The sequence below is a fragment of the Limimaricola hongkongensis DSM 17492 genome (genome assembly GCF_000600975.2).
Taxonomy (GTDB): domain Bacteria; phylum Pseudomonadota; class Alphaproteobacteria; order Rhodobacterales; family Rhodobacteraceae; genus Limimaricola; species Limimaricola hongkongensis.
The window spans coordinates 317,572-331,453 of record NZ_KK088650.1 but is presented as its reverse complement, the minus strand read 5'-3'; the positions used below and the strand labels follow the sequence as shown (position 1 = coordinate 331,453).

Genomic DNA, 13,882 nt, shown 5'->3' with positions numbered 1-13,882 from the left:
TGTTTTGACCGGGTAGGCTGCGACCGGTGCCCGGACCATTCCGGGCGACCCCGTCTAACGCATCCCGAAGGGACGGAAAAGATCAGCCTTCGGGCACGTTTTCGTGCAGCTCCGCGACCCAGACGGCGGCGCTCGCATCCGATGGCGCGCGCCAGTCGCCGCGAGGGCTAAGCGCGCCGCCCGCCGAGACCTTGGGCCCATTGGGCAGGGCCGAGCGCTTGAACTGCGAAAACCCGAAGAAGCGTTTCAGGAAATGCTCCAGCCAGTGGCGGATCTCGGCGAGGTCGTATGCGCGCCGCTTGTCCTCCGGGAAACCGATCGGCCAGAGCCCGGCCTCGGCGTCGCGCCATGCGTGCCAGCACAGGAACGCCACCTTCGACGGCGGCAGGCCGTAACGCATGGTGTGGAACAAAAAGAAATCGTTGAGCGCATAGGGCCCGATCTTTTCCTCGGTTGACTGCATCCCGCCATCGGCCTCGGCGGGGACCAGCTCGGGCGAGATCTCGGTGTCGAGGATCGCGGTCAGGATCGCATCCGTGGCCGGGTCGAACTGGCCGGAGGTGACGGACCAGCGGATCAAATACTGGATCAACGTCTTGGGCACGCCGGCATTGACCGCGTAATGGCTCATCTGGTCGCCGACACCGTAGGTGCACCAGCCCAGCGCCAGCTCGCTGAGATCGCCGGTACCGACGACGATGCCGCGGTTCTGGTTGGCCAGCCGGAACAGGTAGTCGGTGCGCAGCCCCGCCTGCACGTTCTCGAATGTCACGTCATAGACCGGCTCGCCCTCGGAAAAGGGGTGCCCCATGTCGGACAGCATCTGCCGCGCGGCGGGGCGGATGTCGATCTCGGCGGCGGCGATGCCCATGGCGCGCATCAGCTTCCACGCGTTGGATTTCGTCGCGTCGCCGGTGGCGAAGCCGGGCATGGTGTAGCCGAGGATGGTGTCGCGCGGCAGGCCCATCTTGTCGCAGCACTTGGCCGCGACGATCAGCGCATGGGTGCTGTCGAGCCCGCCGGAGATGCCGATCACCAGCTTGCCGCCGCCCACCGCCTCGAATCGGCGGCGCAGCCCCTCGACCTGGATGTTGAAGGCCTCGTAGCAGTCGAGATCGAGGTGGCTTTCGCGGTTCGGCACGTAGGGAAAGCGCCGGATCGGGCGGATCAGCCCGACATCCTCGACATGCGGGCGGTGTTCGAAGCGGATGCGGCGGAAGGCCCGCTCCCGCCCCTTGCCCGCATCGTTGAAGGTGCCGGTGCGCATCCGCTCGTTCAAGAGGCGCTGCGTGTCGACATCGGCCATGCACAGCTCGGGTTCGAGATCGAAGCGGTCCGACTGGGCCAAGAGGTCGCCCATCTCGTAGACCGCGCCCTGTCCGTCCCATGCCAGATCGGTTGTGCTCTCGCCGGGACCGGCGGCGGAATAGGCATAGGCGGCAAAGCTGCGCATGCCGTGGCTGCGGCACAGCACGTGCCGGTCGTCGGATTTGCCGATCACGATGTTGGATGCCGAAAGGTTTGTGAGGATCAGCGCGCCCTCGGTGGCGGCATGGCTGGAGGGTGGCACGGGGGCCCAGAAATCCTCGCAGATCTCGGTGTGAAAGATCAGCCCCGGCAGATCCTCGGCCTCGAAGATCAAATCGGTGCCGAACGGCACCTCCGCGGCCCCGAGCCGCATCACCCGCCCCGTGACGCCGCGCCCTTCGGCGAACCAGCGTTTTTCGTAGAATTCGCGGTAATTGGGCAGGAAGCTCTTGGGGACGACCCCGAGGATGCGCCCGCACGAGATCGCGACGGCGCAGTTGTAAAGCCGCCCCTCATGGCGCAGCGGCGCGCCGACGAGCAGCACCGGCGCGAGAGTTTCGCTCGCCGCGACCACGGCCCCGAGCGCCGTTTCCACCGCGTCGTTGAGCGCGGTCTGAAGATGCAGGTCGTCGATCGCGTAGGAGGACAGGCACAGCTCGGGAAACACCACGAGATCGGCGCGGGCGTCATGCGCGCGCCGCGCCTCGGCGATCACCGCGTCGCGGTTGTAAACCACGTCGGCGGGCCGGACCCGCGGCGTCGCGGTGGCGACGCGGACAAAGCCGTGCCGGTGCAGGGAATGAAAGGCGTCCGCGCCCATTGGCTTGCTCGTCACGTCGGTCTCTCCAGCATTGCGGGCGCAAGGACCATGCCGCGCGCGCGCCCCGGACGCCAGCCCCCCGGGGCTCAGCCGCCGCCGATCATGCCAAGGCCCACCCCCGCCGCCACGACGGAAAGCGCAAAGCCCAGCCCCATCAGCACCCCGTCGCGCAGCGTCATGGCAAGGCCGAAGGCAGCGATGGCGGCCATCGGCGCGGTCGAGGCAAAGGGCACCAGCTCAAGCGGCGGCACGGTCAGGCACAACAGCAGCACCGCGATCCCGGCGATGCGGCTGGCCTTCGGGCCGGTCAGCGCCTCGAGACGACCATGAAACCACCGGTCGAGCCAGCGCCCGATGCCGCGCAGCTTGTCGGCGGCGGCAAGAAGGTTGTCGCCCTGCACCGAGCGGCGCTCCAGAAATCCCGGCAGCCACATCTCGTCGCGGCCCATCACGATCTGCACCGCGAACAGCGCGATGATCAGCGCCAGCAGCGTCGGCACGCCGGGCACCCCGCCGATGGGCGACACCTCGATCAGCGCGGGCACGAAGAGGAACGGCCCGAAGCCGCGACCGCCCAGCGCCCCGATGACATCGCCGACCGTGGCCCGGTCATCGTCCCGGCCCTCCTGCGCCAACCTGTCGAGGATGTCCTCGACCGCATGTGATCGCGTCGTCATCGCGCTCTCCCGCCTTGTCTCGTCATGGCAGCAACACGGCGGCTGCGATGACGTTCCAATCAGCGCCGGTCGGGCCGCGCGGCGATCGCGCCGAGCCAGGCGGCGGCATCGCCGCGCGGCATGGGCCGCTCGCGCGGCAGCGGATCGGCCAGCAGCCGGTCGCGCAGCGCCCGCGCGTGGCGCCGCGCCTCGGGACGCGACCGCCCCGCCGCCTCGATCAGCTCGATCACCTCGCCGGGCGCGTCTCCGGGCCGCGTGCCCGGCGGCAGCATGGCGAGGATCTCGCGCAGGCGCGGCGCCAGCGCCGGCTCATCCCGCGCGGGCACCAGCCCCGCGAGCCCCGCGCGCCGGGCGGCGCGGATCGCAAGCCGCAGCCGGTCGGGCGCGGCCGCGTCGGGCAGCGGCAGAAGCGCCGTCACCGGCCCGCCGATCGCCCCGGCCAGGGCCGCCGCCATGGCAAGGCGCGCCCGCGGCGCGGTGGCGAGCGCGCCATCGAAGGCCGCGGCATCGCCCGGCGCCATGCCCGGCGCGCCGCGCAGGCTTGCGGTGCCGAACACGTGGCGGTTGGCCGCCTCGATCTGCGCCTCGGTGAAGCCCAGCCGCGACAGGAGCCCCAGCCCGTGCCCCGGCAGCGCCTCGGCGTCGCGCCCGAGCCGGGCCGCGCAGAAGGCGGGGCCAAGCCGCCACGGCGTGATCACCGCGCGCAGGTCGCGCGCCTCCGGCAGCGCCGCCTCGATCCGGGCGATCTGGTCCGCGTCGAGCCCGCGGGCCCGCAGGGCGGCATGATCGATCCCCGGCGCGGCGACGAGGCTGCCATGACCGGCCACGTGCCGCAGCAGCGCCGCGATCCGGTCGGGCGCGTGCCCTTGCGCCGCCAGCCCGGCGCGCAGCTCCGGCGCGGCCTCATGACGATGGCCGTCCGTGCCGGTTTCGACGTCGACGCACAGCGCCGCCACCGGCGCCAGCGGGTCCGCGCCGAGCCCGAGGATCGCCGCCAGGTCGCCCAGCGGCGCGATCGCGATCCGGGGCGCGGCCGTGCCGTCGCCCCGCGCCCGCGCCGCCGCGCGCCGCAGCCCTGCGGCCCGCTCCAGCGCCGCGCGCAAGGGGGCCGCCCCGGGCTGCCGCGACAGCCGCGACAAGCCTGCCGCCGCCCGCGCATCGCCCGCCCCCGCCGCCAGCCCCAGCTCGGCGGCGGTGGCGGCGCGCGCGGCATCGGCCAGCGCCGCCAGCGCCGCCCCGGCCAGGCGGCCTTCGCGGCTGGCGAAACCGCGCCCGAGCCGCATCACCGCCCCGCCGACCCCCGCCAGCCCCAGATCCCCCGCGCCGCGCAGCGCCAGCGCCAGCGTCCAGACCCGCACCGCATGCACCAATGGTTCGACCGCGATGGCGCCATCGGTCACGAAACGGCGCAGGTCGAGCACGGCACGCGGCGTGGCCAAGGCCTGCCCGGCGCCGAAATCGAAGCCCAGCGGCGCGCCGTCGCAGGCGGCTTCGGCCAGCCGCGCCGTGGCGGTGGCGCCGGCCCCCGCCATCCGCACCGGCAAGGGCAGCGGCGCGGCGGGGCGGCCGGATCCGCGCACGCCCCACAGGCCGGGGTCGAGCGCGACGATCCGGTGAACGACCATGTGGCGCATCTCGTCGCCCCAGGCCTGCGCGGACGCGTCATCCAGACGGCCCTGCTTTGCTGCCGCGGCCCGCAACCCGGTCACCAGCGTTTCGATCGTCGCGCGCAGCCCGTCCTCGCCGCTTCCGCCCGGCGCCCGGGTCGCGACGGCGCGCGCCGCGCGCTGCGGCCAGTCCGACGGCACCCGCACCACCCCGCCACCGGTCAGCGCGACGCGCCGCATCGGCAGATCCGCAAGCGCATCCTGCCCCGGCAGGGTGTAGCATCGATCGATCCGCATGGCCTGGCTCCGCTTCGTCCCGTGATCCGGGCATGGCCATTGCACGCCGGAATTGGACGACCCTGTGCAGCATGGCGGGCACGGTCAACGCGGCGCGCGGGCGGCGCCGACGAATCCTCGAACCCCGCCAAAACGGGCAGGGATTCGCCCACCGCAATTCGCCGTTGCCCCACAGGCTTATCCACAGGCCCCGCGCGCCGGATCGCGACGCGCATCGCCAAGCCCTGCTGGAAAATTTCGCCGGGTGACGCGGGGGGATGCAACCGCATCCGGGACGGGTGGGAAACGATCCACAGGCGGTGGGAAACCACGCCCGAACTTGTCCACCGCGCGGCGTGGCATAGCGGCCACAGCGCCGTTTTCGGCCCCGATCGGCGGCACGGACCGGCCGGTCGCGGCAAGCCGCCCGGATGCGGGGGGGAGATTCGCGAAACCGCCCGCCAAGGCGGGGGAGAATGCGAGCGAGCAAGAGAGGAGGATTGGTCGGGGCGGCAGGATTCGAACCTGCGACCCTCTGTTCCCAAAACAGATGCGCTACCAGGCTGCGCTACGCCCCGAACCGTCGCCCTTCTAGGCCGCTCCGCCCGCAGGCGCAAGCGCCTGCGTGATCAATCGCAGGGATCGGCGGCGGGGATCGTGTCGCTGCCGATGGCCGGATGGCGCAGCGTGTCGCCGGGCGCGATCCCGAGCCGCGCGGCCATGCCGCCATTGATCTCCAGCACGTATTGGATGCCCGGCCCGCCGGGGATCGGCGTGTCGTCATGCGGCTGGGCGCGGTCGTGGACGCGGCGCACCGTGCCATCCGGCCCGGCAAAGATCATGTCGAGCGGAATCAGCGTGTTGCGCATCCAGAAGGCGACCGATTGCGGCGCGTCATAGACAAAGAGCATCCCCGCCATGCGCGGCATCTCCGGCACGTTCATCAGCCCCTGCGCGCGCGCGCGCGCATCGTCGGCCACCTCGACGGCGAAACCCGCCTGCCCCCAGTCGCCGCGCACCGTCAGCCGGTCGGGCGCGCAATCGGACGCCTGCGCGGCCAGCGGCAGGCAGGCCGCGACCGCCAGCGCCGCGGCGCGCAGAAAGCTCACGCCTCGTCCTCGTCCGGGTGCTGCTTCAGCGCGGCGTCCCATGGCAGGATCTCGGTCGCCATGCGGCCCCGCTTGCCCTGGATCACCTTGAGCGTCACCGCCTCGCCCGGCTCCAGATCCGACAGGCCGGAGCTGCGCAGCACCTCGACATGCAAGAAGATGTCGTCGCCCGCGCCGAACACGTTGGCGAAACCGAACCCCTTGGCCTTGTCGAACCATTTCACCCGCGCGGGCTCCAGCGGCCGGTTGGCGAGATAGTCGGGATCGAACTCGGCGAAATCGGCGAGCGGTGCCGCCGGCGCATCGCTGGGCGGCTCCAGCGACAGGATCGTGGCCGCCTGCACGCCCCGGTCGGTGCGATGCGCGAGGATGCGGATGCGGGCGCCGTCGGCGACGGAATTCTGGCCGTAATTGCGCAGCACGTTGGCGTGAAGGAGAATGTCGGACCCGCCTTCGTCGGGCACGATGAACCCGAACCCCTTTGCCGGATCGAACCATTTGACGTGGCCCGCGATCTCGATGCGGTCCTCCGCCTGCTTATCCAGCATGTCGTTCATCTCCGCCTCCAGGGGCCGTATCGCGGCCCGTTCCGTTCCGGGCGCCTGTGCAGCACAGTCGAGAGGCCGCGACAAGCGCCGAATTTCATTCCATGTGAAATCACGGTCCCAAACGTATCACGTCAAAGTCGGCATCTAGCGCGGGTCTCGACCATTTGTACCGGTCGTGAAGCCGGTGCGCGCCATCGGCCCAGAATTCCATTTCAAGCGGTCTGATGCGAAAACCGCCCCAGAAGGGCGGGCGCGGCGGATCGGCGCCCAGCTCGGCGTCGAGCCGCGCCACCTCGGCCTCGAGCGCCCCGCGCGAGGCGATCGGGCGGCTTTGCGGCGAGGCCCAGGCCCCGACCCGGCTTTCGCGCGGGCGCGACCGGAAATAGGCGTCCGCCATCGCGTCGCCCACGCGTTCGACGGGGCCGCGCACCCGGATCTGGCGCCGCAGGGTTTTCCAGTGAATCACGAAGGCGGCGTTGCCGCCGCTGTCGAGCTGCCGCGCCTTGGCGCTTTCGAGGTTGGTATAGAACACGAACCCCGCGGGCTCGATCTCCTTGAGCAGCACGACGCGCACATCGGGCATCCCGTCGGGATCGACCGTGGCCAGCGCCATCGCGTTGGGATCGGAAATCTCCCGGCCTTCCGCCTCGGCCAGCCAACGCCGTGCAATGACAAAGGGATCTTCTCCGGCGAAGATGCCGACGCGCGTGTCCATCATACCAATCCGTTCACTCGTACACGAGGAGTATAGCTCATTTTCACCTTTCTGGCGTCCTGTCTTCTTGGGGCCCAGCCATGACGTGGCGTAGGCCATGGCCTTGATGCCTTGCCGCCGATCGCCTACACCGGATCGAAACGGCGCCGGATCGGCAAGAGGAACATTCATGACATCGCAGTTGATGGCGGGAAAACGCGGACTCATCATGGGGCTCGCCAACGACAAGTCGATCGCCTGGGGCATCGCCAAGGCCTGCGCCGATGCCGGCGCCGAGCTGGCGTTTTCCTATCAGGGCGAGGCGCTCAAGAAACGGGTCGGCCCGCTGGCGGCCGAGGTCGGCTCCGATATCGTGCTGCCCTGCGACGTCGGCGACGAGGACAGCATCGACGCGCTGTTCACCGAGCTGCAGAAACAATGGGGCAAACTCGACTTCATCGTCCACGCCATCGGCTTTTCGGACAAGTCCGAGCTGCGCGGCCGCTATGTCGACACCTCTAAGAACAACTTCCTGATGTCGATGGACATCTCGGTCTGGTCCTTCACCTCGGTGGTCAAGCGCGCCTCGGCGATGATGAACGAGGGCGGGTCGTGCCTGACGCTCACCTATTACGGCGCCGAGCGGGTCATGCCGCATTACAACGTCATGGGCGTGGCCAAGGCCGCGCTCGAGGCCAGCGTGCGCTATCTCGCCGAGGATCTGGGCCGCGACGCGATCCGGGTCAACGCCATCTCGGCCGGCACGATCAAGACGCTGGCGGCCTCGGGCATCGGCGATTTCCGTTACATCATGAAGTGGAACGAGTACAATTCGCCCCTGCGCCGCACGGTCACCCAGGACGAGGTCGGGAAATCCGCCCTCTACCTCTTGTCGGATCTGGGCAGCGCGGTTACCGGCGAGGTCCACCATGTCGATGCGGGCTACCACGTGATCGGCATGAAGAACCCGGACGCGCCCGACATCACGAAAGGCTAGAGAGCGATGACCGACCGTTTGCCGCATGAAAAAGGCTTCCATGTCAGCTGGGACCAGCTGCACCGCGACAGCCGCGCCCTCGCCTGGCGGCTCGACGGGCGCGGCCCCGATTCCGAAGGCGCCTGGAAGGCCGTGGTCGCGATCACCCGCGGCGGCATGGCGCCCGCGATGATCGTCGCGCGCGAGCTGGGGATCCGCACCGTCGACACGATCTCGGTCAAGTCCTACGAGCATCAGAACCAGTCCGGCGCCAAGGTTCTCAAGGCCCCCGACGCCGAGATGATGGGCGACGGCACCGGCATTCTCGTGGTCGACGATCTGGTCGACACCGGCCGGACGCTGGAGCTGGTGCGCGAGCTTTACCCGAACGCGCATTTCGCCACCGTCTATGCCAAGCCGATGGGCAACGGCCAGGTCGACACCTATGTCACCGAGGTGAGCCAGGACACCTGGATCTTCTTCCCGTGGGACATGGCGCTGCAATATGTCGAGCCCTATCGCGGCAAGGACTGAACCGCGCCCGGAACCTTCGAAAGGCCCCGCCCGACCGGCGGGGCCTTTCGCGTTCGCTGCGGGAGCGATTGCGCCCGCCCCTCCCCGCGTCTAGCGTCCGCGCGACATCCCAGGGAGGCTCCATGAGCGACACGCGCACCGCATCCACCTTTTCTCCGCCCGTGATGGAGGCCCGCCGCTGGCTCGACGGGGTGTCGTTCCCGCCCGAACGCCCGCTTTTGAACGTGAGCCAGGCCGCGCCGGTCGATCCGCCGCCAGAGCCGCTGCGCCGCGCCATGGCCGAAATCGTGATGCAGGATGCGAGCGCCCATCTTTACGGCCCCGTTCTCGGCCTGCCCGAGCTGCGCGCCGAGATCGCCGCGCTGTGGCGCCGCGACTATCGCGGCGATGTGACCCCCGACCAGGTCGCCGTCACCTCGGGCTGCAACCAGGCCTATTGCGCCGCCATCGCGGCGCTGTGCGGCGAAGGCTCGGAGGTGATCCTGCCCAGCCCGTGGTATTTCAACCACCGCATGTGGAACGACATGACGGGCGTGCGCACCATACCATTGGAAACCGGCCCGACCCTGCTGCCCGACCCCGACCGGGCCGCTTCGCTGATCACCCCCGCCACCCGCGCCATCGTGCTGGTCAGCCCCAACAACCCCGGCGGCGTCGAATATCCCGCCGAACTTCTCGCCGCGTTCCGCGACCTGTGCCGCGACCGCGGGCTCACGCTGATCCTCGACGAGACCTATCGCGATTTCGACAGCCGCGAAGGCCCGGCGCATGACCTCTTTGCCGATCCCGACTGGGACGACGTGCTGGTGCAGCTCTATTCCTTTTCCAAGGCCTACCGCCTGACCGGCCACCGCGTCGGCGCGGTCACCGCGAGCGTCGAGCGCATCGCGCAGATGGAGCGGTTTCTCGACACGGTGACGATCTGCCCGACCAGCCTCGGCCAGAAGGCGGCGCTGTGGGGGATGCAGAACCTGGGCGACTGGCTCGCGCAGGAGCGGGCCGAGATCATCGCCCGGCGCCGCGCCATGGAGGCGAGCTTCGAGCGGCTGGCGCCGCAAGGCTGGCGGCTGATGGGCTGCGGCGCCTATTTCGGCTGGATCGAACACCCCTATGCCGAAGCCTCTGACGCGCTGGCCCGGCGGCTGGTGCGCGAGGCGGGCGTGCTGCTCCTGCCCGGCACGATGTTCACGCCCGATGACAGCGAGGCGGGCCGCCGCCAGCTGCGCATCGCCTTTGCCAATGTCGATGCGGGCGGCATCGCCGAGATGGAGACGCGGCTCGCCGCCCTGCCCGGCGCCTGAGCCGGGGACCGGGCCGGGCCGAGCAAGCCGGGCGCCATCCGCTTGCACGGCCCGGCCCGCTTGCCTATTCAACGCCACACGCCAATGGGGCGCGACAGGGAGACCGCAATGGCATCGAGCAAGGGCAACCGCGTATTCGTCTGGATCATCCTGATCCTGCTCTTCGTGGGCCTGATCGGCTTTGGCGCGACGGGGCTGACCGGCCATGCGACCCGGCTCGGCAGCGTCGGCGGCAAGGACATCGACACCCAGACCTATGCCAGCGCGCTGCAAAGCCGCATCCGCGCGCTCGAAAGCCAGACCGGCGAGCCGGTCAGCATCGCCCGCGCCCAGCAGATCGGGCTCGACCGCGCCGTGCTCGGCCAGATCGTCACCGAGCGGGTGCTCGATGCCGAGGCCGAGGCGCTCGGCCTGTCGGTCGGCGACGGGGCGGTGCGCGACCAGGTGCTCGCCATTCCTGCCTTCCAGGGGCTCAATGGCAGCTTCGACCGCGAGTCCTACCGCGACGCGCTGCAGCGCAACGGGCTCACCGTGGCCGAGTTCGAACAGAGCCTGCGCGAGGGCGAGGCCCGCGCGCTGCTGCAATCGGCCGTGGCGGGCGGTGTCGGCGCCTCCGACACCCATGTCGCGGCGATGATCGATTTCATGATGTCGCGCCGCGACATCACCTGGGCGCCGGTGACGCTCGCGGCCACGCCCGCCCCGGTCGCCGATGATGGCCGCCCGCGGGTGATCCTGCCCGAAATCCTGCTCGACGCCGAGATCCCCGCCCCGACCGAGGCCGAGATCGAGGCGCGCTATGCCGCCGCCCCCGAGGCCTATACCGCGCCCGAGATCCGCGAGATCAGCTATGCGTGGCTGCGCCCCGAGGACGTGGCCGACGACATCGAGATTGCCGAGGATGAGGTGCGCGCGCTCTACGAGCAGCGGATTTCCGAATACGTGCAGGAGGAGCGCCGCCTCGTCGAGCGTCTCGTCTATCCGAACCAAGAGGCCGCCGCCGAAGCGCTGGCGCGGCTCGAAGCGGGCGAGGCCGGTTTCGAGGATCTGGTCGCGGCGCGCGGCCTGACGCTGGAGGCGGTCGATCTGGGCGACGTGGCGAAGGGCGATCTCGACGATGCCGCCGATGCGATCTTCGCCGCCTCGGCCAATGACGTGGTCGGCCCGGTCGAGACCGGTCTCGGACCGGCGCTGTTCCGGGTCAACGCCGTGCTCGCCGCCGAGGAGGTGTCGTTCGACGAGGCCGCGCCCGACCTGCGCGACGAGCTGGCCCGCGCCCGCGCCCGCCGCGAGATCGAACGCCGCTCCGAAGAAATCACCGACCTGATCGCCGGCGGCGCCGCGCTCGAGGATCTGGCCGAGCGCGCCGGCATGGAGCTGGGCTCCGTCGACTGGAGCGAGGGCGCGACCGGCGGCATCGCCGATTACGCGCCGTTCCGCGAGGCCGCCGCCACCGTGCAGGAAGGCGACTTCCCCGAGCTTCTGGGCTTCGAGGATGGCGGGGTGTTCGCGGTCCGGCTCGATGGCGTCACCCCCCCGGCGCTGCGCCCGCTCGACGAGGTGCGCGACGAGGTGATCGCCGATGTCGAGTCCGAGACCCGCGCCCGGCTGCGCGCCGAGCGGGCCGAGGCGCTGGCCGCGCGCATCGCCGCCGGCGACAGCTTCGAGGCGGCCGGCCTCGCGCCCCGCGACGCCGACAACCTGACCCGCCGCGCCTTCGTCGAGGGCACCGGCCCCGGCTTCGTGCGCGACGTGTTCGAGATGGAAGAGGGCGCGGTTCGGGTGATCGGCGGCGACGGCTTCACCGCCGTGGTCCGGCTCGACGCCGTGGCGCCCCCGGCCGAGGACGACGCGGGCGTCGCCGCCGAACGCCAAGCGATCGAGCAGCGGCTCGGCACCGGGCTCGCGCAGGACATCTACGCCGCCTTCGCCAACGCGGTGCAGTCCGGCACCGAGATCCGCATCGATGACGCCGCCGTCCAGGCGGTCCATTCCTCCTTCAGGTAAGACGCCATGCTCAGCCCCGATTTCGAGACGTTCCAGAAAGGCTACGAGGCGGGCCGGAACCAGGTCGTCTGGACCCGCCTCGCCGCCGACCTCGACACGCCGGTCTCGCTGATGCTCAAGCTCGCCAATGCCGGAAAGCACGCCTTCATCCTCGAAAGCGTGACGGGCGGCGAGCTGCGGGGCCGCTACTCGATCGTGGGCATGAATCCCGACCTGATCTGGGATTGCCGGGGCGAGACCAGCCGCGTCAACCGCGCCGCGCGCTATGACGACGATGCCTTCGAGGATCTCGAAGGCCATCCGCTCGACACGCTGCGCGCGATCCTCGCCGAAAGCCGGATCGACCTGCCCGAAGACCTGCCCGCCGCCTCCGCCGGGCTGTTCGGTTATCTGGGCTACGACATGATCCGGCTGGTGGAAAAGCTGCCCGACGTGAACCCCGACCCGCTCGGCCTGCCCGACGCGGTGATGCTGCGCCCCACCGTGGTCGCGGTGCTCGACGGGGTGAAGGGCGAGGTGATCCTCGTCGCCCCGGTCTGGGCCGGTCAGGACCGCTCCGCCCGCGCCGCTTTCGCGCAGGCCGCCGAACGCGTGACCGAAGCGCGCCGCGCGCTCGACCGGCCCGTGCCGCAGGAGGCGCGCGCGCTGCAGGCGCCCGCGCCGCTTTCGGAGCCGGTGTCGAACTTCACACATGACGGCTATCTCGCCGCCGTGGAGAAGGCCAAGGACTACATCCGCGCGGGCGACATCTTCCAGGTGGTCCCGGCGCAGCGCTGGACCCAGGATTTTCCCGAGCCGCCCTTCGCGCTTTATCGTTCGCTCCGGCGCACCAACCCCTCGCCCTTCATGTTCTACTTCAACTTCGGCGGCTACCAGGTGGTCGGCGCCAGCCCCGAGATCCTCGTGCGGGTGATGGACGGCGAGGTAACGATCCGGCCCATCGCCGGCACCCGGCCCCGCGGCGCCACCCCCGAGGAGGACCGCGCGAACGAGCAAAGCCTGCTGGCCGATGCCAAAGAGCTGTCAGAGCACCTGATGCTGCTCGATCTGGGCCGCAACGATGTGGGCCGGGTCGCCAAGCCCGGCACGGTGCGCCCGACCGAGAAGTTCATCATCGAGCGCTATTCCCACGTGATGCACATCGTCTCCAACGTGGTGGGCGAGCTGCGCGAGGATCAGGACGCGCTCTCGGCGCTTCTGGCGGGCCTGCCCGCGGGCACGGTGTCCGGCGCACCCAAGGTACGGGCGATGCAGATCATCGACGAGCTGGAGCCCGAAAAGCGCGGCGTCTATGGCGGCGGGCTTGGCTATTTCAGCGCCGGTGGCGACATGGACATGTGCATCGCGCTCAGGACCGCGGTGGTGCAGGACGCCAAGCTCTATATCCAGGCGGGCGGCGGCGTGGTGCATGACAGCGACCCCGAGGCCGAGTACCAGGAAACGGTGCACAAATCGAACGCGCTGCGCCGCGCGGCGGCGGATGCGGCGATGTTCCGCCCCGACGGCAATGGCTGAGACGCGAAAGGGCGGGAATTTTTCCCGCCCTTTCCTTTGTCGCTGCCGCCTGTCGCGGCGGGTCTGACGGTTCAGCCGCGGCGCAGCAGCCCGTCGAGGCTCCAGCGGCCCGGACCGGCGACGAAGATGTAGAGGAACACGAAGCAGTAGAGGATCGCCGCGTCGCCGCCATTGAGCGTCGGGAACAGGTTGCCCGGCGCGTGGAACATCCAGTAGGCGACCGCCATCATGCCCGACAGCACGAAGGCCACGGGCCGGGTGAACAGCCCCACGAGCAGCAGCAGGCCGCCCACCAGTTCGAGCAGGCCGCCCACGCCCATCAGCGAGGCCAGCGGCGGCTGCTGATCGGTCGGCGGAAAGGCGAACAGCTTCTGGCTGCCATGCAGCGTGAAGATCAGCGCGCTGACGATGCGCAGCACGCTGAGCATTTCGGGGGCGCGGGCGGCGAGGCCGGATTGGGGCGTGGTGGTCATGCGATCGATCCGTCTGGTTGTGGCGTGTATGGCCAAC

General features: G+C 70.3%; 12 protein-coding genes and 1 tRNA gene. 5 read left to right on the top strand and 8 right to left on the bottom strand.

Annotated elements, in window-relative coordinates; genetic code table 11:
• Positions 1-82: 82 nt before the first annotated feature.
• The 7 genes from LOKHON_RS06250 to pdxH all read right to left on the bottom strand — a co-directional run bounded on the left by LOKHON_RS06250 (position 83) and on the right by pdxH (position 7,060).
• Complete coding sequence (locus LOKHON_RS06250) at positions 83-2,143, bottom strand: NAD(+) synthase (protein WP_245631436.1); 2,061 nt, start codon at positions 2,141-2,143, stop codon at positions 83-85.
• Between the two features lie 71 nt (positions 2,144-2,214).
• Positions 2,215-2,805, bottom strand: coding sequence for an exopolysaccharide biosynthesis protein (locus LOKHON_RS06245; protein WP_017928402.1), 591 nt, complete (start codon positions 2,803-2,805; stop codon positions 2,215-2,217).
• A gap of 59 nt (positions 2,806-2,864) precedes the next feature.
• The gene (locus tag LOKHON_RS06240; protein ID WP_017928401.1) at positions 2,865-4,709 is read right to left on the bottom strand and encodes a vitamin B12-dependent ribonucleotide reductase; all 1,845 of its coding nucleotides are present in this window, start codon (positions 4,707-4,709) and stop codon (positions 2,865-2,867) included.
• Between the two features lie 480 nt (positions 4,710-5,189).
• A tRNA-Pro gene (locus tag LOKHON_RS06235) sits at positions 5,190-5,266 on the bottom strand.
• Positions 5,267-5,317: 51 nt separating this feature from the next.
• Positions 5,318-5,839, bottom strand: a complete 522-nt coding sequence (locus tag LOKHON_RS06230) for a DUF192 domain-containing protein (RefSeq protein WP_081610579.1) — start codon at positions 5,837-5,839, stop codon at positions 5,318-5,320.
• Positions 5,794-6,354 carry a cold-shock protein gene (locus LOKHON_RS06225; protein WP_017928399.1) on the bottom strand — a complete coding sequence of 187 codons (561 nt, stop codon included), beginning with the start codon at positions 6,352-6,354 and terminating at the stop codon, positions 5,794-5,796. The genes LOKHON_RS06230 and LOKHON_RS06225 overlap by 46 nt, the downstream gene beginning before the upstream one ends.
• A gap of 100 nt (positions 6,355-6,454) precedes the next feature.
• A complete protein-coding gene (gene pdxH, locus LOKHON_RS06220; protein WP_026147465.1) occupies positions 6,455-7,060 on the bottom strand; it encodes a pyridoxamine 5'-phosphate oxidase in 606 nt (201 codons plus the stop codon).
• Between the two features lie 169 nt (positions 7,061-7,229).
• On the opposite strand from pdxH, the gene fabI reads away from it, so the two are divergent.
• From fabI to trpE, 5 genes are all read left to right on the top strand, one after another.
• Positions 7,230-8,036: an enoyl-ACP reductase FabI gene (gene fabI, locus LOKHON_RS06215; RefSeq protein ID WP_017928397.1), complete on the top strand. Its 807-nt coding sequence runs from the start codon at positions 7,230-7,232 to the stop codon at positions 8,034-8,036.
• 6 nt (positions 8,037-8,042) lie between these two features.
• Positions 8,043-8,549, top strand: coding sequence for a xanthine phosphoribosyltransferase (gene gpt, locus LOKHON_RS06210; protein WP_017928396.1), 507 nt, complete (start codon positions 8,043-8,045; stop codon positions 8,547-8,549).
• A gap of 122 nt (positions 8,550-8,671) precedes the next feature.
• On the top strand, positions 8,672-9,850 hold the full coding sequence (locus LOKHON_RS06205) for an aminotransferase (RefSeq protein WP_017928395.1): 1,179 nt from the start codon (positions 8,672-8,674) through the stop codon (positions 9,848-9,850).
• Between the two features lie 108 nt (positions 9,851-9,958).
• Positions 9,959-11,857 carry a peptidylprolyl isomerase gene (locus LOKHON_RS06200; RefSeq protein WP_017928394.1) on the top strand — a complete coding sequence of 633 codons (1,899 nt, stop codon included), beginning with the start codon at positions 9,959-9,961 and terminating at the stop codon, positions 11,855-11,857.
• A 6-nt stretch (positions 11,858-11,863) separates the two neighbouring features.
• A complete protein-coding gene (gene trpE, locus LOKHON_RS06195) occupies positions 11,864-13,372 on the top strand; it encodes an anthranilate synthase component I (protein WP_017928393.1) in 1,509 nt (502 codons plus the stop codon).
• Positions 13,373-13,443: 71 nt separating this feature from the next.
• Here the strand turns inward: trpE and LOKHON_RS06190 are convergent, their stop codons facing one another.
• The gene (locus LOKHON_RS06190; RefSeq protein WP_017928392.1) at positions 13,444-13,845 is read right to left on the bottom strand and encodes a DoxX family protein; all 402 of its coding nucleotides are present in this window, start codon (positions 13,843-13,845) and stop codon (positions 13,444-13,446) included.
• Positions 13,846-13,882 lie beyond the last annotated feature (37 nt).

Bases quoted from the DNA above. Each gene is read 5' to 3' on its own strand.
- gpt (WP_017928396.1), top strand. From the start codon at position 8,043: ATGACCGACCGTTTGCCGCATGAAAAAGGCTTCCATGTCAGCTGGGAC.
- LOKHON_RS06245 (WP_017928402.1), bottom strand. From the start codon at position 2,805: ATGACGACGCGATCACATGCGGTCGAGGACATCCTCGACAGGTTGGCG.
- pdxH (WP_026147465.1), bottom strand. From the start codon at position 7,060: ATGGACACGCGCGTCGGCATCTTCGCCGGAGAAGATCCCTTTGTCATT.
- LOKHON_RS06225 (WP_017928399.1), bottom strand. From the start codon at position 6,354: ATGAACGACATGCTGGATAAGCAGGCGGAGGACCGCATCGAGATCGCG.
- LOKHON_RS06190 (WP_017928392.1), bottom strand. From the start codon at position 13,845: ATGACCACCACGCCCCAATCCGGCCTCGCCGCCCGCGCCCCCGAAATG.
- LOKHON_RS06240 (WP_017928401.1), bottom strand. From the start codon at position 4,709: ATGCGGATCGATCGATGCTACACCCTGCCGGGGCAGGATGCGCTTGCG.
- trpE (WP_017928393.1), top strand. From the start codon at position 11,864: ATGCTCAGCCCCGATTTCGAGACGTTCCAGAAAGGCTACGAGGCGGGC.
- LOKHON_RS06230 (WP_081610579.1), bottom strand. From the start codon at position 5,839: ATGGGACGCCGCGCTGAAGCAGCACCCGGACGAGGACGAGGCGTGAGC.
- LOKHON_RS06200 (WP_017928394.1), top strand. From the start codon at position 9,959: ATGGCATCGAGCAAGGGCAACCGCGTATTCGTCTGGATCATCCTGATC.
- fabI (WP_017928397.1), top strand. From the start codon at position 7,230: ATGACATCGCAGTTGATGGCGGGAAAACGCGGACTCATCATGGGGCTC.
- LOKHON_RS06205 (WP_017928395.1), top strand. From the start codon at position 8,672: ATGAGCGACACGCGCACCGCATCCACCTTTTCTCCGCCCGTGATGGAG.